Origin of the sequence: Niveispirillum sp. KHB5.9 (genome assembly GCF_048066115.1) — a bacterium.
GTDB lineage: Bacteria > Pseudomonadota > Alphaproteobacteria > Azospirillales > Azospirillaceae > Niveispirillum.
Map to the genome: position 1 here is coordinate 169,180 of NZ_JBLTYX010000010.1, position 20,848 is coordinate 190,027.

Genomic DNA, 20,848 nt, shown 5'->3' on the forward strand with positions numbered 1-20,848 from the left:
AGTGCGATAGGGGACGGAGATGGATCAGGTCCGTTTGACCGACTGGGACAATCTTGAGATGCCGCAGTGGCGCCGATTGGTCTCCGCGGAGGAAACGCTGGACCGGGTGAAGCCTTTATTTCCCTTATTCGGCATTACGCGCGTGGCCAATGTCACGGGCCTGGACACGATCGGCATTCCGGTTGTCATGGTGAACCGGCCCAATTCCCGTGCGCTGGCCGTATCGCAGGGCAAGGGCGTGACGCTGGCGGCCGCCAAGGCCTCCGCCGTGATGGAGAGCATCGAAAGCTGGCATGCGGAGCGCTGCACGCATCTGTCGCTGCGCATCGGGTCGTACGAGGATCTGCGTTATTCGCTGCCCATGGTCGATCCCGACCGTCTGCCCGCCAATACCGACAGCGCCTATTCCCCCCATCACCAGATGTTGTGGGCGGAAGGCACCAACCTGCGCGATGGCAACAGCCTGTGGATCCCCTATGAGATGGTCCACACCAACTATACCCTGCCGCTGCCCACGGGCCATGGCTGCTTCCAGGCCAATTCCAACGGGCTGGCATCGGGCAACCATTGGATCGAGGCGGTGATCCACGGCCTGTCCGAGGTGATCGAGCGCGACGCCCGCACCTTGTGGAATCAGCTGCCGGAGGAGGCGCAGGAAGAGACGCGGGTCGATCTGGAGACCATTGCCGATCCCACCTGCCGTGCGCTGCTGGCCCGCTTCGCCCATGCCGGCGTGGCCGTGGGCGTCTGGGACATGACGTCGGACGTGGGTGTGCCCACCTTCCTGGCCCGTATCGTCCAAGCCAATGCCGGCGCCGGCACCACGGTGCGCCCGGCCTGCGGCTATGGCACGCACCTGGTGCCGGAGATCGCCCTGTCCCGCGCCCTGACCGAGGCGGCGCAGAGCCGCCTGACCTTCATTTCCGGTGCCCGCGACGACATGCGGCGCGAGGAATACGACCATTTCCTGGCGGAGGAGCAGCAGGCCCTGTGGTTGAACCGCATCCGCCTGGGCACCACGGTGCGCGACTTCAACGAGTTCGAGGGCTGGCAGGGTCAGTCCCTGCGCGGCGACCTGGAGGAACTGCGCCGGCGTCTGGACAATGTCGGGATCGAGGATGTGGTCGTCGTCGACCTGACCCGCGCCGAGATCGGCATTCCCGTGGTCCGCGTCGTCGTGCCCGGTCTGGAAGGGGTGGATAATACCCCGAACTATGCGCTGGGCGCCCGTGGCCGCCGTGCCGCCGGCCTGGCCTGAGAGGACAAAGCCATGAGCAATCCCGTCATCGTCTTCCTGGGTCCGACCCTGCCGGTTTCCGCCGCCCGCCGCGTGCTGGCCGCCGACTACCGCCCGCCTGTGGCCCAGGGCGACGTGCTGCGCGCGGTCATGGACCGTCCGGCCGCCATCGCCATCATCGACGGCTATTTCGAGAATGTGCCGGCCGTCTGGCACAAGGAGATCCTGTACGCCATGTCGCAGGGCATCCCCGTGCTGGGGGCCGCCAGCATGGGCGCCTTGCGCGCCGCCGAACTGGCCACCTTCGGCATGGAAGGGGCTGGCGCCATCTTCGATGCCTATATCGACGGCCGGCTGGAGGATGATGACGAGGTCGCGGTGACCCACGGCCCGGCAGAGCTGGGCTATCCGTCGCTGTCGGAGGCGATGGTCAATATCCGCCGCACCCTGTCGGATGCGCATGGCGCCGGCATCCTGTCGGTCCCGGCCCGTCGCCGCCTGCAGGATATCGCCAAGGACCTGTGCTATCGCGACCGCAACTATGGCCGCATCCTGCGCGAGGCGGAGGACGACATCGATGTCGACCCGGCCGAGATCGAGGCTTTCCGCGACTGGCTGCCCACCGGCCGCGCCGACCAGAAGCGCGAGGATGCGCTGTGCCTGCTGTCCCGGGTGCGTGAGCGGGTGACGACCGGCACGCTGGGCGTGCGGCCGCTCTACGCGTTCGAGCATACGACCATGTGGGAACAGGTGGCGCGTCCGGTCCTGCGGGCGCTCGTCTGACTTGCATTTTTCGATCACGGAATCAATCCTGAGGCGATAGTCGCGGTTTGCGCCGCGGCCATGCGGATGACGGGGAGATTGCCGTGGCGCCTATCATCGATCCTGGCCTGCTGCGCCGGAACAGCCTGTTCGGCATTCTGGACGAGGCGGAGATGGAGGCCGTGCTTGGCTTCGCGAAGCTTCGCCGGGCGGCGGGTGAGGAGCGGATATTCGCCAAGGGTGATCCTGGCGACAGCCTCTATGTCATCCTGCGCGGCCGCGTCGCGGTGCAGACCGAGTCGCAGGATGCCAAGGTCATGCTGCTGAACATCCTGGACACCGGTGCGGTGTTCGGGGAGATCGCGATGCTGGACGGGGGCGAGCGCACCGCCACCATCGTGGCGCAGGAGCCGACGGACCTGCTGCGCATCGACCGCCGGGATTTCCTGCCCTTCCTGTCGCAGCGCGCCGATCTGTGCATCCGCCTGATGGGTGTGCTGTGCGAGCGGGTGCGCTGGACCAGCGCCATCATTGAGGACACGGTCTTCCTTAACGTCACCCGCCGTTTGGCCAAGCGTATCCTGATGCTGGCGCAGAATTACGGACGGCAGACGGACACCGGCGTCCGCATCGCCACCTTCGTCAGCCAGGAGGATCTGGCCAACATGCTGGGCGTGTCGCGCGAGATCGTGAACAAGACGCTGAAGAGTTTCCAGGCGTCTGGCGCCATCACCTATCGCAACGGCTATATCGTGCTGCAGGATGAAAGCTTCCTGGATCAGATTTCGCGGTAGGCGTAACCTGGGCACCTTGTGATCGGCAAGGTGCGGTGGGCTTGGCGTGGGCAGCAATCGGATCGCTTCATCCTTTCTTCTCCTGGCCTGCGTGACAGGGCTGACGGCCTGCGCCAGCCATGAGGGGCAGGTGAATGACAATTATATGTATGTGCCGTCGCGGCCGCCCGATCCCACGCCCCCGGCACCCGTCGCCACGCCACCTGCGATGACGCCAGCCCCCGCACCGGTGCCGTTGCCGGCGGTGCCCGCCGCCCCCGCCACCAAAGCGGAACCCGCGAAGCCGGCGGCACCGGCGAAGCCTGTCCCGTTGAAGCCGCCCCCGCCCAAACCCGCCGGGACCGGCACCTGACATGGATGTGAACACGACGATCGACCGGGCCGTCGCCCTGCATCAGGGCGGTGACCTGGTCGGGGCGGAAGCGCTTTACCGCGACATCCTGGTGGCGGTGCCCGGTCTGGCCGATGTCCATTATCTGCTGGGCATGGCGCTGCTGGGCCAGGGGAAGGCGCCCGTCGCCGTGAAGGCCTTGCGCATGGCCCTGCGCCTGAAGCCGGGTGCGGGGGAATGGTGGTTCAATCTGGGCACGGCCCTGCGCCAGGCCGGGGAGGGGGAAGCGGCGCTGGACGCTTTCGCCACCGCCGCCGACCGGTACGCCGGGGAGCCGGCCCGCCGGGCCGATGCCCTGGCCGAAAGCGGCGCCCTGCTGGCGGCCCGTGGTGACGGGGCGGGGGCGGAGCGGATGCTGCGCGAGGCGCTGTCCCTGGCGCCCGGGCATGCCGGGTCGCGGGGCAATCTTTCCGCCGTGCTGTACAACCGTTTCGCCGATGCGGACAGCCTGGACCGTACCGATGCGGCGGCCGGCTTGGCCGAGGCCGCGCGCCTGACGCCGGACCGGGTGGCGATCTGGCATCGGCTGGGACTGGCGCATCTGCGGGCGGAACGGCCGGCCGCCGCACTGGAGGCGTTTGATACGGCCCTGGCGCGGGGTGGTGGTGGCGGCGCGTTGCTGCTGGCCCGTTCCGATGCGCTGTCGGTGCTGGGGCGGTTCGAGGAGGCGCACGAGATGGCGGAACGTGCCGCCGCCATCCTGCCGCCGGATGAGACCGGGCCGCTGGTGGCCGGGGCGGTGGCGCTGCATGGGCTGGGGTTGCTTGGCGAGGCCGCGGATATGCTGCGCCGCGTGCTGGCCATCGATCCGGGTCATGTCGCGGGCCTGCTGAACCTGGGCAATGTGCTGGAGGACCAGGGCGACGGGGACGGTGCGGAGGAATGCTATCGCCGCCTCCTGGCCCGCGCCCCGAACCTGCCCGTCGCCCATTGGCAGCGTGCCCAGGCCCGGCTGCGGGCGGGTGACCTAGCGGAAGGCTGGCGTGAATATGAATGGCGCTGGCACATGCCGGGCTTCGGGCTGCCGGCGCCGCTGCGCGGCCTGCCCGTTTGGGACGGGGTCGCCGATCCGCCGGGCGGATGCCTGCTGGTCCATGCCGAACAGGGGCATGGTGACAGCCTGCAATTCATCCGCTACGTCCCGATGCTGCGTGCCCGTGGCCTGGACCTGCATGTCCAGGTGCAGTCGGCCCTGGTGCGGTTGTTCCGCGACAGCCTGCCGGACGATATCGCCGTGGGGACGCTGGGCGATGCGGTGCCCGACGGCATCGCCTGCCGGTGCCCGCTGCTGGGCCTGCCACTGCGCCTGGGCACGGGCAGCCTGACGGACATCCCGGCCGACATTCCCTATCTGCGGGTGCCGGAGGTGCGGCGGATGCCGTGGCGGGCCCGGTTGCGGGACCTGCCGGGGCTGCGCGTGGGGCTGGTCTGGGCCGGCGACGGACGTGCCGGCGATCCACGTGCCGCCGCCACCGACCGCCGCCGCAGCCTGTCGCTGCCCCAACTGGCCCCCCTGCGCGATATACCGGGCATCAGTTGGGTCAGCCTGCAGAAGGGCCCCAAGGCCGCACAGGCGGCCGACGCCCCGTTCGCCATCGCCGACTGGACGGAGGAATTGTCGGATTTCGCCGATACCGCCGCCCTGGTCGCGGAACTGGATCTGGTCGTCGGTGTCGATACGGCGGTCATCCATCTGTCCGCCGCGCTGGGCCGGCCGACCTGGGTTCTGTCGCGCTTCGACGGCTGCTGGCGCTGGTTGCGCGACCGCGGGGACAACCCATGGTACCGCGAACTGCGCCTTTTTCGACAAGCCGTGTGGGGCGACTGGCGGCCGGCAATCACCGAACTGGCGGATGGGCTGGCAAGGCATACATCCGAAAGTGCAAGTGAAGTCAAAGGGCGGAATCCAAAATGAAAATTCCGGATTCTCTGTGGCCGCTGAAATGAAAGGGCCCGCCTGTGGGGCCTGGCAACAGAGCTGGGACTCCCTTATGATTCAGCCTACTTGGCGGCGCTGAAGAATCCGTTTGCACGCCTTTGGGAACTAGGTTAATGTCATGGTCTGGAGAAGAAGGCTCACGGCCATGCAGATCGAGGGGATCAGGAGTGTAGCGGCACCTATCGCGACCGCGGTTACGCCCAGCAGCGCCGCGGCGGTAGAAGAGTCGACTCCGCCCCAAGCCATCCGGGCCAGCAGCCTTCCCTATATCAGTCCCGTCCTGCAATATGACAGCGACGCCGCCGTGGCGGTCCTGATGTTCCGCGATGGCGGCAGCGGCGATGTGGAAAACCAGTATCCTTCCAAGCGGGTGGTGCGCGAGTACCAGTTGAGGGGCCGCGAGGGCCTTGTGCCGGACGCGGGAGAGGAGCGTGGTGGCGAAGCCTCTGCCGACAATCGCCTCCTGTCCTTGGCGCGCGGCAGTTTCGGTGTGGTTTCGACCAGCGGTACGCCGGGATTCGGTGTCTCGTCGGGGGCCGGTACCTCGCCCACCGTGGCGGCTTCGCCCACGGTCGCCATCGGCGGCGGCGGCACGGTGGTCAGCACAGTCAACTTCGTCGCCTGACCTTACTCTCTTTGATGCCGAATATTCCGATGCCGGAGCGCAGCCAGGGTATCCGGCATTTTATTTAATTGCGGGCGGGAGTTGTTCTGGCCCGTGGCGGGGAATTATTTGACGTCCGGTGACGCGTGCCGTGGGGTGGTAACCTGACCCTACGGATAGTCGAGCGCAAAGCCTGATTCAAACGGCTTGACTCTTTCCGGATAAGGGTGTTCCCTGCCCTTAACCCGAAAAATTCGGGTAGATCATACCTCCAAAGGAGAGACACTATGTCTTCGAGTGACGTCAGCCTTACCGCTGGTATGCGGAACAACCTCCTCCTCCTGCAGAAGACCAACAAGCAGGTCGAGTCGATCCAGTCGCGTCTGGCGACGGGCAACAAGGTTAACAGCGCCCTTGACGGCCCCACCTCCTTCTTCGCCGCGAAGGGCCTGAACACCCGTGCCAGCGACCTGTCCAGCCTCAAGGAGGCGATGGGCCAGGGCATCAGCACGATCCAGGCCGGTGACAAGGGCATCACCGCCATCGAGGATCTGGTCGAGCAGGCCAAGGGCTTGACCACCACCGCCTATTCCAACCTGGGCAATGACGCTGCTTCCATCTCGACCCGCAAGTCGCTGGCTGAGCAGTTCAACCGCATCAAGGAGCAGATCGACAAGATCGCTGGCGATAGCGGCTACCAGGGCAAGAACCTGCTGACCGGTAACGGTCTGACGCTGGACAGCACGTCTGAAAGCCGCGCCGAAGTGAACGCGCTGGAGGGTCTGTCGAACAGCCGCGTGACCAATGTGGTCAGCGCCGACACCTATTCGGTCAGCGTTTCCGGCACGGGCGCCATCAGCGCCGACCTGGAAGATATCGCCAAGGCCGAAGACAGCCGCGGCATCACCTCGCTGAAGGTTTCGGGCACCCTGTCCGCCACCGCCGGCAACTTCGCCGACATCAAGATCGAAATGCGCGGCAATAGCGGCCGTGAGCGTACCGCGGTTGTGACGGAGAATGGCGAGTCGCGTACCGTCAAGTTCTTCGACAACACCCAGTCCGCCACCGCCAGCAGCGTGACGGCCGGCAAGCCCGGTGGCGGCGGCGTCTCCGGCGTGTCGCAGGTTTCCAAGGTCACGATCGGTGGCGCCATCGAAGAGGGCGATACCTTCACGGCGACCGTGAACGGCCAGGCCTTCACCTACAAGGCCACTGCTGCCGACGTTTCCAGCGCTGATCCGGTTGATCGTCGCGAAGCCATCGCCACCGGCCTGCAGGCCGCGGTCGAGGCGGGTGTCGGTGCCACCGGTTCCAACCGCTTCACCATCGCCAGCGATGATGCCGACGGTGACGGCAGCAACGACGGCTTCACCATCACGTCGAACGACACGTCCGGCACGGGCACCAGCTTCTCCATCGGCGCCACCAGCACCAACACCGCCAGCAAGGCCGTGTCGATCACCTTCTCCTCGGGCACGTCGATCTCCTTCACGGTTGACCGCGCGCAGCTGGAAGCCCTGGGCACCTCGGCCAATGGCGCATCCACGATCGAGAAGAATGTCGACATCACTCTGTCGGCGACCAACCTGAACGGCGTGACGGTCGAACGCTCCGGCAACAATGCCCGCGGCGCCGGCAAGCTGGCCGATGGTGAGAACTCGCTGAACTTCGACAGCGGCACGGTCCGTGTCACGGTCGACAGCCAGACCGTCAAGGCCACCGCTTCGGCCAACTCGTCCGCCAACCTGACGACGGTGCAGCGTACCGACGCCAACACGGAAAACGACTTGGCCGTGCAGTTCAACGCGGACAACACGTCGAACATCCAGGTTGTCAGCCGCAACGTGACCTCGGGTGGTCAGGGCCTGCGCATCGACTATGCCCAGAACGATTTCCTGGATCGTTCGGACATCGACAAGGCCGTGGCCAGCCTGGACTTCGCGACCTCGACGCTGCGCAGCGCGTCGCAGGCCCTGTCCACGAACCTGAACGTCATCCAGACCCGCGAAAGCTTCACCAGCGAGTTCTCCAACGTGCTGGTTGAAGGTTCCAACAAGATGGTCCAGGCCGACCAGAACGAGGAAGGTGCGAACCTGCTGCTGTTGCAGACCCGCCAGCAGCTGGGCACCATCTCCCTCTCCCTGGCCAACCAGGCCCAGCAGTCGATCCTGCGGCTGTTCTAAGCCTCAGGGCCGTAAGGCGAAGGGAACGGCGGGCCAAAAGCCCGCCGTTCCTGATTCTGGCCTCTCCCCTGCTTCCCGCTGTCGCCGAACCGGACCTGGGTCAAAAAGTTACGGTGCCCGTATCCGTTTTTTCGTGACCAGCGGGGGGTGGGTGGCTTACTTCCTTGTTCTGCCCGGGGCGGCCGCGGCCATGTCTGGGCATATTGAAACGGGAATGCTGCCGTGCCTTTGAAACTTGTCCTGCGACCGGGGGAAAAGCTGATCGTGAACGGTGCCGTTCTGGGCGTCGGCGATCATCCGGTCTCGCTGTTCTTCTACAACAAGGTCAATTTCCTGCGCGGACGGGAAATCCTGAAGGAGGAGAACTGCGATACCATTGAAAAGAAGCTCTATTTCATCATCCAGCTGATCTACATCTTTCCCGAGGATGCCGAACTGAACCTGATCAAGTTCGGGATCATCCTGGAAGAGGCGCGGCTGTCCCATCCGGGCGAGGCGGCGCTGTTCGACGATGTCCAGACGCTGGTTCAGACCGGGAATTATTATCGCGCGCTGAAAATCTGCCGGAAGCTGTTTCCGGCCGAGTCGGCGGCCCCGGCCTCCGACGCGGTGGAAAAGCCGGCCAAGACGCCGGTGGTGGTGACCAAGGTCCGCCGCCGCCCCGTGCTCAACCAGCCGGAATAATCTCTCCGCTGGCATTTACCAGGATGGTCCGGCAGACCCGCGCCGGGCCTGTCCGCCAGACGGTGGTACCCCAGGACCAGCCGACGCCGAAGCCGCACAACAGCAGGTTTCGCTCTCCGTCCGTCAAGGATGGGGCCAGTGCGTCCGTCATGGCCAGCGGAATGGTGGCGGAGCTGGTATTGCCGCGGTCGGCCAGGGCCAGGACCAACTGGTCCTCCCGCGCGCCGATCTTGGCCCCCAGCCGGCGCAGCATCATCTCGTTCGCCTGGTGCAGCACGACATGGTCGATATCGGCGATGGTCCTGCCGGATGCCGCCAGGGTGGATGCTATGGCCTTCGGCACCTCGCGCAGGGTGAAGGCGAAGACCTGGGTGCCGTCCATGAACAGCAATGGGCCGTCCGGCTGCCGTGCCCCGCCGCCCGGCTGGATCAGATAGGGCCCGCCGGCCCCGTCGGTACCGACATCCACGGTCAGGGGGCCGGCATCGGCATCCCATTCCAGCGCCGTCACCGTACCGGCATCGCCGAACAGCGGGGCCACGGACCGGTCCTGTGGGTCCAGGGTACGGCTGGTCGTGTCGCCGGCCACCAGCAGGGCCCGGCCGCGTCCCATGCTGGACAGCAGCGATGCCGCCAGCCACAGGCCGTACACATAGCCGGAACAGCCGAGGCCCACATCGAAGGCGGCGCATTGCCGGCCCAGCCCCAGGCGGTTCTGCAGCAGGCAGGCGGTGGCGGGCAGGGGATGGTCGGGCGTCTGGGTAACGCAGATCAGCAGGTCGACCGAATCGGATGCCCAGCCCAGCCCGTCCAGCAGTTCCCTGGCTGCCGGTAGGGCCAGGTCGGACATGCATTGGCCGGGGGCGGCGATATGGCGGCGCCGGATGCCCGTGGCGGCGGCGATGCGTTCGGCCTGTTCCGCCCCGAACCGGGCGGCCAGATGCGTCACATCCTCCACGCCTGTGGGCAGGGCCGAGACGATGCCGCGAAGGGCGATGCCGTTGATGCTTGCCTGGGCCATGCGCCGTGCCTTTCCCTCAGCAGGTGATACCGCCATCGATGGTCAGGGTCTGGCCGGTGATATAGGCGCCGCCATTGCCCAGCAGGAACAGGATGGCGGGTGCCACGTCCGCCGCCGTGCCCAGCCGACCCAGGGGCGTGCGCCGCACAATCTGGTCGCGCTGTCCGGCCGACAGGGTGCCCGACATTTCGGTGTCCAGATAGCCGGGCGCCACACTGTTCACGGTGATCTGCCGCCGCCCCACCTCGCGCGCCAGGGCACGGGTCAACCCGTCCAGCCCGGCCTTGGTCGCGGCATAGGCGGCAAGGCCGGTATAGCCGCGCTGGCCGATGATGGAGGAGATGTTGATGATCCGCCCGCCACCCGGCCGCGACAGCATGTGGCGCAGCACGCCGCGCGCCACCTGGATGGCACCGGTCAGGTTGGTCTGGATGAGATGGTCCACCTCCACCAGCGGCAGGGTGGCCAGGATACCCTCGCGTGCGATGCCGGCATTGTTGATCAGGCCCCAGGGGGCACCGAAACGCTGCACCGTGGCATCGATGAAGGCTTGGGTAGAGGCAGCATTGCCAATATCCGCCTGTTGCCAGAACAGGCGATCGGGATGGACTTCCAGCAGGCCGGGCAGGGTATCGCCCAGGCTGCGGCTGCAGGTCGAAACGCTGTAGCCGGCCTCCAGCAAACTGCGGGTGATGGCAAGGCCGAGACCACGGCTGCCGCCGGTGACGATGACGAGACGGCTCATGCTTCCTCCGCGATGCGACGTTTCTTGCCGGCCGCCGACAAGGGCAGGGTTTCAACCAGACGCAGCCGGCGGGGCCTTGCGGCGGTCGGCAGGTCGGCCAGGGCCTGGTTTACCCGTGTCCGCCAGCCATCGTCACCCTGCCAGTCCGGGGCGACGATATCGGCGGCCAGGATGGCGCCGGTGATGGGGTTGGGGATGCCATAGACCAATGCGTCGGTGATACCGCGCAGGGACAGCAGCCGGTTTTCGGCCAACGCCGGATTTACCTTGGCGCCGCCGACATTGACGACAAAATCATTCCGGCCACGGAATAGAACCCGGTTTCCAACAATCTCTACGAGGTCGCCGGTATCCTGCCAGTCGTCGGCAAATCGCACCTGAAGCATATCATTCCATATCCGGAATGAATATCGGCCGGGTGGTTGCGACAGCCAGGCGGCGGGGAATCCTTCGCGGCCGTCCGGGACGGTGAACAGCCTTCCCAGTTCCGTGCTGGCATAGATGCAGCGGATCGGCACGCCGGGAAAGCGGCTGGCCAGCGCATCCAGCAGGGCCTGATCCACCGCTTCTCCGCCGAGCGTGATGCGGGTGAGCGACGGGGTGGCATTGGATAGCAACAGCATGCGCCAGAAGCTGGGTGTGGCACTGATGTGGGTGGCATGCCCGTCAACGGCCAGCCGGGCCAGTCCCGCCGCATCCATGTCGGGATCGGCCAGCAGCACGCCGCCACCGGCCAAGGCGGTCAGCAGCACCTGCAGCCCGGCGAATCCACAGGCATCGTAGGTCAGCAGCCAGCGCCCGCCATCTCCGCCGCGTGGGGCCTCGATCCCGGACAGGACGGAGGCGAAGGAACGGGCGATGCGCTTGGGCGTGCCGGTGGTGCCGGAGGTTTCCAGGAGCAGTAGCGGACCCGTCTCCACCATGCTTTCCGGGGCCGGCAAGCCACCGCGCAGCAGGGCGATGGGCATTCCCCGTTCCCATCCGGCCACCAGGGCCGAGACCAGCCCGGGCAAGTCATGGCCATCGGCGACCAATGGTTCCGCAGGCAGGCACGCCGCCTTCGCCGCCAGCGCCGGCCATGCCCACTCCCGGCCGCCAATGATCAGGCGGAAGGCAGGGTTGATCCAGGATGGGGCAGGGTGGTGGCGCATGGCACCATCATGCGTCAGCGCGGGGCGGCAATCCAAGGACTTCAGCCGCCCTTGACGGCGATCCAGGCCCAGATGACGCCGCCGATGAAGCCCAGCAACCCAGTGACGATGCCCAGACCCCAGAGGAATTGCTTGAACTCCCCCTGTTTCCAGGCGCTGCGGGCCAGGAGCAGCAGATAGAGGACGACGAAACCGCCGATCCATTCCCAGGGGGTGGGCATCGGGTCACGCCGCCGCGTAGAGGGCGGCCAGCTCACCGGCCGTATTGAACTGGCGGAAGCCCTGACGGAACGGGTCCTTGCCCGTCACCCCTTCCAGCGCCACGATCAAGGTGGCCAGATCCAGGCTGTCGAACGGCAGGGGACCGTCCAGGAAGGCGGTATCGGCCGTCACCGGTGCCGCGGCCTCCCCCTTTTCGGCCAGGATGCGGGCCGTCTCGCGCGCGATCAGGTCCAGCATGGCGTGCGTGTCGGTCAATGGAAGCTCCCGATCAGGGCGTTGACGCGGCTGGCCGCCTCCACATGCGGCATGTGGCCGGCGCCGGGCAGAAGATGGAAGGGAATACCAGCCGGGATGAGATCGGCGGGCGGTGGCGGCACGATCGTATCGCGTTGCCCCCAGATCAGTTGCACCGGCACCGACGGCGCCCAATCGCGTTTGACCAGCCGTTCCGACAGTTCGGCGCGGTTGGCATCCAGCAGCGCCTTGATGGCGGCCCGATTCTCCGGCACCGATTGGCGGAGCGTCAGGGCGCGGGCCATGGGTTCGACCAGGGGGACGGGTTCGGCGAACAGCTTGGCGGCGGCCAGCCTGGATTGCTCCAGGTCCGATGCCTCGGCAAGCCGGTCCAGGAAAAGATGGTCCAGGTCGCTGCCCAGCCCGGCACAGGCGATCAGTGTGGCCCGGCGCACAAGTTCCGGCCGCTGATGGGCCAGCGACAGGGCGATGCGGGCACCCAGCGAATGGCCCACCAGATCGACCCGGGGCACACCCCAGGCATCGATCAGTGTGCCCACCCAGCGGGCGAGGTCATCGACATGACCGGCGCCGACATCCAGCGTGCTGGAACCATGGCCGGGCAGGTCGGGTGCCAGCACGGTGCGGTCGGTGCCGAGCGCCGTCAGGTTGAACTGCCAGGTCAGGGCGTCGCCGGCAAGCCCATGCAGCAGGACCAGCGGCGGCAAGTCCCCCTCGCCAATGCCCAGGCGACCGCCATTGATCCAGGCGGCTTGTTTGCCGGCAAGGTCGATCACCTGCCGCCGGGTGCGGCCGATGGGAATGGCGGGGCGGGGAAGGGCGGACATGTCAGGCGAGGTCGGCGCCGGTCAGGGCCAGCAGGTCGCCGATGGTCTTGGCCTTGGCCAGATCCTCACCGGCCACGACATGGTCGAAATGCTCGTCCACCAGGGCGATGAAGCTGATCACCGCCAGGCTGTCCCAGCTATCCAGGCTGTCCAGTGCGGTGTCGGGCGACAGGCTGCCTTCGTCCAGTTCCAGCATGTCCTCCAGGGCGGCCAGGAAATCAGCGCGGGTCATGGCAAGTCTCCTCACATCAGGTCGGGGGAAGGGTTTTCTGCACCACATCCCGGTTGATCAGTGCCCAATCCGGATGGGCGCGCATGGCGCCATCCGCATCACGCCAGCCGAAGGTCGGCATAGCGGGCAAAAGCGTTTCCAGCAAGCGCCGTACCAGCGTGAAATCCTGTTCCGTATCGACGCACCAGCGCCAGGGGGCATTGATGGTCGGATCGCTCAGCCAGCCCAGGCGGAACCGGTCGGGACGGCGCCAGAGGAAGGGCATGACATGTTCACGCTCGAAATCCTCCCGTGCCTTTTCCCAGGCGCAGCACAGGTCCTGCATGCCCACGATCTCCGCATCCAGCCCGCGCGGGTAGCGGGCGACGTCGATGGCGGCGTAGGCGAGCGGCGGATCGGCGGTGCGGTAAAGGTCGATAAGCGCATCGACCAGGGCAGGATCGATCAAGGGGCAGTCGCCGGTGAAGCGCACGGCGATATCGGCCTGCTGGGCAAGCGCTGCCCGGTAGAAACGATCCAGCACGTCACTTTCGCTGCCGCGGAAGACGGGGATGCCCAGCCCTTCCACATGCGCCGCCAGCGGATCGTCACCGGGCAGGTCGCTGGTGGCCACGCACAGACCGGTGAGGTGGCGGGAGCGGCGCAGACGGTCGATCTGATGCGCGATCAGGCTTTTGCCCGCGACCGGCATCATCACCTTGCCGGGCAGGCGGGTGGAGCCCATGCGGGCCTGGATGATGCCGACGATGCGCGGTTCCGTCACGGCGCCTTGCCCAGCATGGTCCAATCCACCGGCTCCCCCCGCTTCAGGTCGCGGGATGCGGTGCGGCCCAGCAGGTCGGGCAGATGCTTGGGCGCCAGACCCAGGCCCGGGCGGATGGAGCGCACATGGGTTTCGGTCAGAACCGTGCCTGCCGCCACGTCGCGATCGACATAGAGCGAGCGACGGAAGGTGCGGCCGCCGGCTTCGGATGGTTTCAGGGCATAGGAGATGTCGCCCAGGGCGGCATGGGCCGCGCGGCAGGCATCGGCCATGGATTTGAATTCCGCCGGTTCCAGGGAGAAGGCAGCATCCGGCCCGCCATCGGCGCGGGCCAGGGTGAAATGCTTTTCGATGATGGTGGCACCGAGCGCCACGGCGGCCACGGGCACGGCCACGCCCATCGTATGGTCGGACAGGCCGACGGGCAGGCCGAATGCCTGGGCCATGTGCGGGATGGTGCGCAGGTCGCAATCCTCCACCGGCGTCGGGTAGCCGGAGACGCAATGGAGCAGGGCGATATTGTTGTTCCCCGCCTCGCGTGCGGCCGCCACCGCCTCGGCGATCTCGCCCAGCGACGCCATGCCGGTGGACATGATCAGCGGCTTGCCGGTGGCCGCGGCTTTGCGGATCAGGGGCAGGTCGATCAGTTCGAAACTGGCGATCTTGTAGGCCGGCGTGTCCAGGCTTTCCAGCAGGTCGATGGCGGTGGGGTCGAAGGGGCTGCTGAAGATCGCGATGCCGGCTTGTCGCGCATGGGCGAACAGGGCTTCGTGCCAGTCCCAGGGTGTGTGCGCCTCCTGGTACAGCTCATAGAGCGTCTTGCCGGCCCACAGCCCGCCTTCCAGCCGGAATTCCGGCCGGTCGACATCCATGGTGATGGTGTCGGCCGTATAGGTCTGGATCTTGACCGCATCGGCTCCGGCATCGCGCGCGGCATCAATCAGGCGGCGGGCGCGGTCGATATCGCCATTATGGTTGCCGGACATCTCCGCGATCAGGAAGGGTCGCTGGCTGGGCTGGAAACGGTCGGGGAACTGGGTCATGCCTGATGCCGGGTGGGATGGCGGTCCGGTGATGGTAGCATTGCCCAAGGTGCCAGCGGAAGCGGCCCGGTTGCGACGACGCAACCGGGCAGGACTTCATGCGGCCCAGGCGAGGTTGGTCCGGGCCGACCGGGACGCATCGCCCGCCTCCAGCCGCAGCATCCCGGGCTGGGTGGTCAGCGCGATGCGCGACGGGATGCCGTACCAGGCCAGCCGGCGCGACACGGCGTGGATCAGGCAAGCCGGCCGCACCAGGATGATGCGCATGCCATGGGTCGGCTGATCCAGGGCGGTGGCGATCTGGCGGGCCAGCAGGTTGGCGCGTTCCAGGGATACGAGTTCGATCATCTGTTCCTCCGGGATGGTGGATCGATGGGTCGGATCATCGGGCCGGGGCGCATAAGGCTTCCATGTGGAACAGGGCAGGGCCGGATAAAATTTCCCTTATTCCGTGCGGATGCCGGCCCGCATAAACGGCTTTTTATTTGATCGGAACCGGCCCGCCCCACAGTTTCGGGCCAGCGGAACATGCGGCTTTCCGATGACGGCATATGCCGCCGGACCCGCCGTTCCCGCCTTGAAAGATGTGGGAGTATTTCACATGCGCTTGCTGGTTCCGGGCCTTGCCGGCCTGTGCCTGCTGGCTTGCCTGCCGGCTGCCGCCACACCCGGCAATGGCTGCCTGATCGATCAACCGGTGGACATGACCGCTTCCTGGTACGGGCCCGGCCATCATGGCCGCCCCACCGCCAATGGCGAGCGGTTCGACCGCAATGCTTTCACCGCCGCCCATCCCTGCCTGCCGTTCGGCAGCATCCTGGATGTGGCAGACCCGCGCACGGGCCGAAGCGTGCGTGTGCGCATCAATGACCGGGGGCCGTTCAAGCCGGGCCGCAGCCTGGACCTGTCGGAGGCCGCCGCCGCCCATGTCGGCCTGTCGTTGCGGGGCGTGGGCAAGGTGCGGGTGACGCCGGTAGCACCGCGCAGGGTCTGCCCGGCGGAGCGGCCATGCCTGTCGGCGCGGTAGGTCCCTGCTTTGGTGTGGGGCCGCCAGGGTTCCTGCAATATCTACCGTCACCCCGGCCTCCGCCGGGGTGACGGTAGAGAGGGTCGCAACGTAGGCACTCCTCGCATAAAGGGATTTTAATACCAAAGCCCCTGGTTCCGTCTCGAACCTTTATGGGCTTCCGGGGTCCAATCACCAACGATGCCGTGCCATCCGCACGGCCATTCGATGTGGGGAACCCATGTTTGACATCATCATGATCGCGCTGGGCCTGGGGCTGTTCGCCCTGGGTATCGGCTTCGCCTATGCCTGTGAGGGGTTGTGACCATGCTGGACCTGATCCTGGGCATGGTGACCGCTATCGGCCTTGCCCTTTACCTGATCCATGTCCTGTGCCGGCCTGAGCGCTACTGAGCGCCACCGGCCCCCTGGAGTTTTCAGTCTTGACCCTGATCGGCTGGATACAGATCGCGCTCTATTGCGCGATCATCATCGCCGTCACGCGGCCGCTGGGCGGCTTCATGACGCATCTTTTCACAGGGCGCCGCACGCTGTTGTCGCCCGTCCTGCGCCCCGTCGAAGTGTGCTTCTACAAGCTGGCCGGCGTCGATGAGCGGGCGGGGCAGCATTGGTTGACCTATGCGGTTTCCATGCTGCTGTTCAACCTGGCCGGTGCGGCTCTGCTTTATGCCATCCTGCGGGTGCAGGATGTACTGCCGCTGAACCCGCAGGGCCTACCCGCCCTGCCGGCGGAGCTGGCCTTCAACACGGCGATCAGCTTCGTCACCAACACCAACTGGCAGTCTTATGGTGGTGAGACCACCATGAGCTATCTGTCGCAGATGGTTGGGCTGACGGTGCAGAATTTCCTGTCGGCTGCCACCGGTATCGCCCTGGCTTTGGCACTGGTGCGCGGCTTCGCCGGCCGGTCGGCGAAGACTATCGGCAATTTCTGGGTTGATATGACCCGGGCGACGCTGTACCTGCTGCTGCCCCTGTCCATCCTGGCCACGGTCTTCTTCATCTGGCAGGGCGTGCCGCAGAATTTCGATGCCTATACGGTGGCCACCACCGTGGAAGGGGCACAGCAGACCATCGCCCAGGGGCCGGTGGCGTCGCAGCTGGCCATCAAGATGCTGGGCACCAACGGCGGTGGCTTCTTCAACGTCAATTCGGCGCATCCGTTCGAAAACCCGACGGCCCTGTCCAACTTCGTGCAGATGCTGCTGATCTTCACCATCGGTGCCGGCCTGACCAACCTGTTCGGGCGGATGGTCGGGAACGAGAAGCAGGGCTGGGCCATCCTGGGCGCCATGGGCGTGCTGTTCATCGCCGGCGTGGGTGTCACCTATTGGGCCGAGGCGGGCGGCAATCCGCTGTTCGCCGGCTTCCATGTCGACCAGACGCTGGGCAATTTCGAGGGCAAGGAGGTGCGGTTCGGTACCGCCATGTCCGCCCTGTTCGCCGTGATCACCACGGCGGCGTCATGCGGGGCCGTCAATGCCATGCATGACAGTTTCATGCCGCTGGGCGGCATGGTGCCGATGATCAACATGCTGCTGGGCGAGATCATCGTCGGCGGCGTGGGGGCGGGCCTGTACGGCATGCTGCTGATGGCCATCATCGCCATGTTCGTGGCCGGCCTGATGGTGGGCCGTACCCCGGAATATGTGGGCAAGAAGCTGGAGGCACGGGAGATCAAGCTGGTTGTGCTGTCCATCCTGGCCATGCCGGCGATGATCCTGATCCTGACGGCGGTATCGGTCGCCATCCCGCAGGGTACGGCCGGCATCCAGGATGCGGGGCCGCACGGTTTCTCCGAGGTGTTCTACGCCTTCACGTCGGCGGCCGCCAACAATGGCAGCGCGTTCGGCGGGCTGACGGCGAATTCCGTCTGGTACACGGTGAGTTTGGGCATCGCCATGTTCGTGGGCCGCTTCTTCATCATCGTGCCCATGCTGGCCGCCGCCGGATCGCTGGCCGCCAAGCGCCCGGTGCCCGTCTCCGCCGGCACCTTCCCGACCACGGGGCCGCTGTTCGTGGGCTTGCTGGTGGGCGTCATCCTGATCGTCGGCGGTCTCACCTATTTCCCCGCCTTGTCGCTGGGTCCGGTGGTCGAGCATCTGATGCTCGTCGCCTCGGTCATCCCTTGAGCGACCGGAGAGCATCATGCGTCATGAAGATATCCTGACCGGTCATGGCAACAAGCGCCTGTCCGGCACCTCCTTCCTGGACGGCGACATATTGTGGCCAGCGCTGCGCGCCAGCTATGGCAAGCTGAACCCGGCCACGCTGATCCGTAATCCGGTGATGTTCCTGGTGGCCGTGGTGGCGGTGCTCAGCAGTGTGCTGCTGGTCCGCGACCTGGCAACAGGGGTCGGCAATGCCGGCTTCACCATCCAGATCGTGCTGTGGCTGTGGTTCACGGTGCTGTTCGCGAACTTCGCCGAAGCGGTGGCCGAGGGTCGCGGCAAGGCCCAGGCCGCCAGCCTGCGCCGGGCGCGCACCGATGCCATGGCCCGCCGGCAACTGGCGGGCGGGGGTGAAGAGACCATCTCCGCCGCCCGCCTGATGGTGGGTGACCATGTGATCGTCGATGCCGGTGAACTGATCCCCGGCGATGGTGAGGTGGTGGACGGCATCGCCACGGTGGATGAAAGTGCCATCACCGGTGAAAGCGCCCCCGTGATTCGCGAGAGCGGCGGCGACCGGTCGGCCGTGACCGGCGGTACCCGCGTTCTGTCCGACCGGATCGTCGTGCGCATTACGGCGGCCCAGGGCAGCAGCTTCCTGGACCGGATGATCGCCCTGGTCGAAGGGGCGGAGCGGCAGAAGACGCCCAACGAGATCGCGCTGAACCTGCTGCTGGTGGGCTTGAGCCTGATCTTCCTGCTGGCCGTGGTGTCCATCCCCGGTTTCGCCGCCTATGCCGGCGGGTCGGTGTCGGTGGTGGTGTTGGTGGCTTTGTTCGTCACCCTGATCCCCACCACCATCGGCGCGCTCTTGTCGGCCATCGGCATTGCCGGCATGGATCGTCTGGTGCGCTTCAACGTGCTGGCGACCTCCGGCCGCGCGGTTGAGGCCGCCGGCGATGTGGATACGCTGCTGCTGGACAAGACGGGCACGATCACGCTGGGCAACCGTCATGCCACCGAATTCCTGCCCCTGCCCGGCGTGGGCGAGAAGGAACTGGCCGAGGCCGCCCAGCTTTCCAGCCTGTCGGACGAGACGCCGGAAGGCCGCTCCATCGTCGTTCTGGCCAAGGAGAAGCATGGGCTGCGTCAGCCCGATCTGTCCGGCCACCGCGCCCAGTTCGTGCCGTTCGCGGCGCAGACGCGGATGAGTGGGGTGGACCTGGACGGGGTGCAGATCCGCAAGGGGGCCGTGGATGCCGTGCTGCGCCATGTCGCGGCGCTGCGCGGCACCGGATCGGTGAAGATGCCGGAGCTGGAAGCCCTGTCAGAACGCATCGCCAAGGCCGGTGGCACGCCGTTGGCCGTGACGCGGGGCGACCGGGTGCTGGGCATCGTGCATCTGAAGGACATCATCAAGGGCGGCATCCGCGACCGCTTCGCCGAACTGCGCCGCATGGGCATCCGCACGGTGATGATCACCGGCGACAATCCGCTGACGGCGGCAGCGATCGCGGCGGAAGCCGGTGTCGATGATTTCCTGGCCCAGGCCACGCCGGAGGACAAGCTGAACCTGATCCGCAAGGAACAGGCCGATGGCCGCCTGGTTGCCATGTGCGGTGACGGCACCAACGACGCGCCCGCTCTTGCACAAGCGGATGTGGGCGTGGCCATGAATACCGGCACGCAGGCAGCGCGTGAGGCCGGCAACATGGTCGATCTGGACAGCGATCCGACCAAGCTGATCGAGATCGTGTCCATCGGCAAACAGCTGCTGATGACGCGCGGGGCCCTGAGCACGTTCTCCATCGCCAATGACGTGGCCAAGTATTTCGCCATCATCCCGGCCATGTTCGCGGGGCTTTACCCCGCACTCGGCGCGCTCAACATCATGGGCCTGTCCACGCCGCAATCGGCCATCCTGTCAGCCATCATCTTCAATGCGCTGGTGATCATCGCCCTGATCCCGCTGGCCCTGAAGGGGGTTGCCTACCGCGCCCGCTCCGCCGCCAGCCAGCTGTCGCGCAACCTGCTGGTCTATGGGCTGGGCGGGCTGGTGGTGCCGTTCGTCGGCATCAAGCTGATCGACATGGCGGTCACGGCCCTGGGTCTGGCGTAAGGAGTATCTGGAAATGTTGAGAGAAATGCGTCCCGCCCTGGTGCTGCTGGTGCTGTTCACGCTGCTGCTTGGTTTGGGTTATCCGCTGCTGATGACGGGGGTGGGCAAGGGCCTGTTTCCGTCGCAGGCCGAGGGCAACCTGATCCGGCGGGAGGATGGGAGCGTCATCGGCTCCTCCCTGATCGGGCAGGGCTTCACCGGCGAAGGCTATTTCCAGCCCCGCCCGTCGGCGGCGGGTGCCGGCTATGATGCCGGTGCCTCCAGTGGCTCCAACCTGGGGCCGACCAGCGCGCCCTTGATCGAGCGGGTGAAGAGGGAGGCGGAGAAGCTGGGCGCTTCCGCCGCCACTCCGGTGCTGGTCGATCTGGTCACCACGTCCGGCAGCGGGCTGGACCCGCATATCACGCCCGAGGGTGCGTTGTATCAAGTGCCCCGCATTGCCAAGGCGCGTGGGGTGGAAGAGGCGGCGTTGCGGGCCCTGGTCGACCAGCATACCGAAGGCCGGTTGCTGGGCGTGATCGGGGAGCCGCGGGTGAATGTGCTGCTGCTGAATCTGGCGCTGGATGGGAAGGGGAAGTGAGGGGGGGGGGTGGATTTCGCGAGATCTTCGAGGAACTCTTGGGCACCCTCGTTGCCACCCTCTCTACCGTCACCCCGGCGGAGGCCGGGGCCCAGATGACAAGCACCTCGCTTTACGACTTGGGCCCCGGCCTCCGCCGGGGTGACGGTGGATATTGC

At 66.5% G+C, this 20,848-nt stretch carries 23 protein-coding genes; 13 read left to right on the forward strand and 10 right to left on the reverse strand.

The features are described from left to right. Positions 1–19 precede the first annotated feature (19 nt). From ACM9HJ_RS17580 to ACM9HJ_RS17615, 8 genes are all read left to right on the forward strand, one after another. Positions 20–1,258: a YcaO-like family protein gene (locus ACM9HJ_RS17580; protein ID WP_416573060.1), complete on the forward strand. Its 1,239-nt coding sequence runs from the start codon at positions 20–22 to the stop codon at positions 1,256–1,258. A 12-nt stretch (positions 1,259–1,270) separates the two neighbouring features. Then, positions 1,271–2,020 carry a TfuA-like protein gene (locus ACM9HJ_RS17585; protein WP_416573061.1) on the forward strand — a complete coding sequence of 250 codons (750 nt, stop codon included), beginning with the start codon at positions 1,271–1,273 and terminating at the stop codon, positions 2,018–2,020. Between the two features lie 83 nt (positions 2,021–2,103). After that, positions 2,104–2,793, forward strand: a complete 690-nt coding sequence (locus ACM9HJ_RS17590; RefSeq protein WP_416573062.1) for a Crp/Fnr family transcriptional regulator — start codon at positions 2,104–2,106, stop codon at positions 2,791–2,793. A gap of 46 nt (positions 2,794–2,839) precedes the next feature. Continuing rightward, positions 2,840–3,145: a hypothetical protein gene (locus ACM9HJ_RS17595; RefSeq protein WP_416573063.1), complete on the forward strand. Its 306-nt coding sequence runs from the start codon at positions 2,840–2,842 to the stop codon at positions 3,143–3,145. Position 3,146: 1 nt separating this feature from the next. Further along, positions 3,147–5,099 carry a tetratricopeptide repeat protein gene (locus tag ACM9HJ_RS17600; protein ID WP_416573064.1) on the forward strand — a complete coding sequence of 651 codons (1,953 nt, stop codon included), beginning with the start codon at positions 3,147–3,149 and terminating at the stop codon, positions 5,097–5,099. A 169-nt stretch (positions 5,100–5,268) separates the two neighbouring features. Then, positions 5,269–5,748 carry a hypothetical protein gene (locus tag ACM9HJ_RS17605; RefSeq protein WP_416573065.1) on the forward strand — a complete coding sequence of 160 codons (480 nt, stop codon included), beginning with the start codon at positions 5,269–5,271 and terminating at the stop codon, positions 5,746–5,748. 266 nt (positions 5,749–6,014) lie between these two features. Next, positions 6,015–7,910: a flagellin gene (locus ACM9HJ_RS17610; protein ID WP_416573066.1), complete on the forward strand. Its 1,896-nt coding sequence runs from the start codon at positions 6,015–6,017 to the stop codon at positions 7,908–7,910. Between the two features lie 222 nt (positions 7,911–8,132). Beyond that, entirely contained in the window at positions 8,133–8,594 is a 462-nt protein-coding gene (locus ACM9HJ_RS17615) for a flagellar biosynthesis repressor FlbT (RefSeq protein WP_416573067.1), read from the forward strand. Here ACM9HJ_RS17615 and ACM9HJ_RS17620 read toward each other — a convergent pair. From ACM9HJ_RS17620 to ACM9HJ_RS17665, 10 genes are all read right to left on the reverse strand, one after another. Further along, positions 8,578–9,615 (reverse strand): 3-oxoacyl-ACP synthase III family protein, encoded by a 1,038-nt coding sequence (locus ACM9HJ_RS17620; protein ID WP_416573068.1) that lies wholly within the window; start codon positions 9,613–9,615, stop codon positions 8,578–8,580. The two genes, ACM9HJ_RS17615 and ACM9HJ_RS17620, sit on opposite strands and share 17 nt — an antisense overlap. A 16-nt stretch (positions 9,616–9,631) precedes the next feature. Beyond that, on the reverse strand, positions 9,632–10,360 hold the full coding sequence (locus ACM9HJ_RS17625; RefSeq protein ID WP_416573069.1) for an SDR family NAD(P)-dependent oxidoreductase: 729 nt from the start codon (positions 10,358–10,360) through the stop codon (positions 9,632–9,634). Next, positions 10,357–11,511 carry an AMP-binding protein gene (locus tag ACM9HJ_RS17630; protein WP_416573070.1) on the reverse strand — a complete coding sequence of 385 codons (1,155 nt, stop codon included), beginning with the start codon at positions 11,509–11,511 and terminating at the stop codon, positions 10,357–10,359. The genes ACM9HJ_RS17625 and ACM9HJ_RS17630 overlap by 4 nt, the downstream gene beginning before the upstream one ends. 41 nt (positions 11,512–11,552) lie before the next feature. After that, complete coding sequence (locus ACM9HJ_RS17635; RefSeq protein ID WP_416573071.1) at positions 11,553–11,732, reverse strand: hypothetical protein; 180 nt, start codon at positions 11,730–11,732, stop codon at positions 11,553–11,555. Between the two features lie 4 nt (positions 11,733–11,736). Next, on the reverse strand, positions 11,737–11,988 hold the full coding sequence (locus ACM9HJ_RS17640; protein ID WP_416573072.1) for an acyl carrier protein: 252 nt from the start codon (positions 11,986–11,988) through the stop codon (positions 11,737–11,739). Further along, entirely contained in the window at positions 11,985–12,815 is an 831-nt protein-coding gene (locus ACM9HJ_RS17645; RefSeq protein WP_416573073.1) for an alpha/beta fold hydrolase, read from the reverse strand. Before ACM9HJ_RS17645 ends, ACM9HJ_RS17640 begins: the two co-directional genes overlap by 4 nt. 1 nt (position 12,816) lies before the next feature. Continuing rightward, positions 12,817–13,047, reverse strand: a complete 231-nt coding sequence (locus tag ACM9HJ_RS17650; RefSeq protein WP_416573074.1) for an acyl carrier protein — start codon at positions 13,045–13,047, stop codon at positions 12,817–12,819. Positions 13,048–13,063: 16 nt separating this feature from the next. Beyond that, on the reverse strand, positions 13,064–13,810 hold the full coding sequence (locus tag ACM9HJ_RS17655; RefSeq protein WP_416573075.1) for a cytidylyltransferase domain-containing protein: 747 nt from the start codon (positions 13,808–13,810) through the stop codon (positions 13,064–13,066). Further along, complete coding sequence (gene pseI / locus ACM9HJ_RS17660; RefSeq protein ID WP_416573076.1) at positions 13,807–14,853, reverse strand: pseudaminic acid synthase; 1,047 nt, start codon at positions 14,851–14,853, stop codon at positions 13,807–13,809. Before pseI ends, ACM9HJ_RS17655 begins: the two co-directional genes overlap by 4 nt. 96 nt (positions 14,854–14,949) lie before the next feature. After that, positions 14,950–15,201, reverse strand: coding sequence for a hypothetical protein (locus ACM9HJ_RS17665; RefSeq protein WP_416573077.1), 252 nt, complete (start codon positions 15,199–15,201; stop codon positions 14,950–14,952). 253 nt (positions 15,202–15,454) lie between these two features. On the opposite strand from ACM9HJ_RS17665, the gene ACM9HJ_RS17670 reads away from it, so the two are divergent. The 5 genes from ACM9HJ_RS17670 (at position 15,455) to kdpC (ending at position 20,690) form a co-directional block, all read left to right on the forward strand. Beyond that, the gene (locus tag ACM9HJ_RS17670) at positions 15,455–15,880 is read left to right on the forward strand and encodes a septal ring lytic transglycosylase RlpA family protein (protein ID WP_416573078.1); all 426 of its coding nucleotides are present in this window, start codon (positions 15,455–15,457) and stop codon (positions 15,878–15,880) included. A 306-nt stretch (positions 15,881–16,186) separates the two neighbouring features. After that, on the forward strand, positions 16,187–16,273 hold the full coding sequence (locus ACM9HJ_RS17675; protein ID WP_416573105.1) for a potassium-transporting ATPase subunit F: 87 nt from the start codon (positions 16,187–16,189) through the stop codon (positions 16,271–16,273). A 29-nt stretch (positions 16,274–16,302) separates the two neighbouring features. After that, the gene (gene kdpA / locus ACM9HJ_RS17680) at positions 16,303–18,012 is read left to right on the forward strand and encodes a potassium-transporting ATPase subunit KdpA (RefSeq protein ID WP_416573079.1); all 1,710 of its coding nucleotides are present in this window, start codon (positions 16,303–16,305) and stop codon (positions 18,010–18,012) included. Positions 18,013–18,028: 16 nt separating this feature from the next. Next, on the forward strand, positions 18,029–20,110 hold the full coding sequence (gene kdpB / locus ACM9HJ_RS17685; protein WP_416573080.1) for a potassium-transporting ATPase subunit KdpB: 2,082 nt from the start codon (positions 18,029–18,031) through the stop codon (positions 20,108–20,110). A gap of 13 nt (positions 20,111–20,123) precedes the next feature. Next, positions 20,124–20,690, forward strand: coding sequence for a potassium-transporting ATPase subunit KdpC (gene kdpC, locus ACM9HJ_RS17690; RefSeq protein WP_416573081.1), 567 nt, complete (start codon positions 20,124–20,126; stop codon positions 20,688–20,690). Positions 20,691–20,848 lie beyond the last annotated feature (158 nt).

Bases quoted from the DNA above. Each gene is read 5' to 3' on its own strand.
- ACM9HJ_RS17580 (WP_416573060.1), top strand. From the start codon at position 20: ATGGATCAGGTCCGTTTGACCGACTGGGACAATCTTGAGATGCCGCAG.
- ACM9HJ_RS17585 (WP_416573061.1), top strand. From the start codon at position 1,271: ATGAGCAATCCCGTCATCGTCTTCCTGGGTCCGACCCTGCCGGTTTCC.
- ACM9HJ_RS17600 (WP_416573064.1), top strand. From the start codon at position 3,147: ATGGATGTGAACACGACGATCGACCGGGCCGTCGCCCTGCATCAGGGC.
- ACM9HJ_RS17605 (WP_416573065.1), top strand. From the start codon at position 5,269: ATGCAGATCGAGGGGATCAGGAGTGTAGCGGCACCTATCGCGACCGCG.
- ACM9HJ_RS17610 (WP_416573066.1), top strand. From the start codon at position 6,015: ATGTCTTCGAGTGACGTCAGCCTTACCGCTGGTATGCGGAACAACCTC.
- ACM9HJ_RS17620 (WP_416573068.1), bottom strand. From the start codon at position 9,615: ATGGCCCAGGCAAGCATCAACGGCATCGCCCTTCGCGGCATCGTCTCG.
- ACM9HJ_RS17625 (WP_416573069.1), bottom strand. From the start codon at position 10,360: ATGAGCCGTCTCGTCATCGTCACCGGCGGCAGCCGTGGTCTCGGCCTT.
- ACM9HJ_RS17630 (WP_416573070.1), bottom strand. From the start codon at position 11,511: ATGCGCCACCACCCTGCCCCATCCTGGATCAACCCTGCCTTCCGCCTG.
- ACM9HJ_RS17635 (WP_416573071.1), bottom strand. From the start codon at position 11,732: ATGCCCACCCCCTGGGAATGGATCGGCGGTTTCGTCGTCCTCTATCTG.
- ACM9HJ_RS17645 (WP_416573073.1), bottom strand. From the start codon at position 12,815: ATGTCCGCCCTTCCCCGCCCCGCCATTCCCATCGGCCGCACCCGGCGG.
- ACM9HJ_RS17650 (WP_416573074.1), bottom strand. From the start codon at position 13,047: ATGACCCGCGCTGATTTCCTGGCCGCCCTGGAGGACATGCTGGAACTG.
- pseI (WP_416573076.1), bottom strand. From the start codon at position 14,853: ATGACCCAGTTCCCCGACCGTTTCCAGCCCAGCCAGCGACCCTTCCTG.
- ACM9HJ_RS17665 (WP_416573077.1), bottom strand. From the start codon at position 15,201: ATGATCGAACTCGTATCCCTGGAACGCGCCAACCTGCTGGCCCGCCAG.
- ACM9HJ_RS17670 (WP_416573078.1), top strand. From the start codon at position 15,455: ATGCGCTTGCTGGTTCCGGGCCTTGCCGGCCTGTGCCTGCTGGCTTGC.
- ACM9HJ_RS17675 (WP_416573105.1), top strand. From the start codon at position 16,187: ATGCTGGACCTGATCCTGGGCATGGTGACCGCTATCGGCCTTGCCCTT.
- kdpB (WP_416573080.1), top strand. From the start codon at position 18,029: ATGCGTCATGAAGATATCCTGACCGGTCATGGCAACAAGCGCCTGTCC.
- kdpC (WP_416573081.1), top strand. From the start codon at position 20,124: ATGTTGAGAGAAATGCGTCCCGCCCTGGTGCTGCTGGTGCTGTTCACG.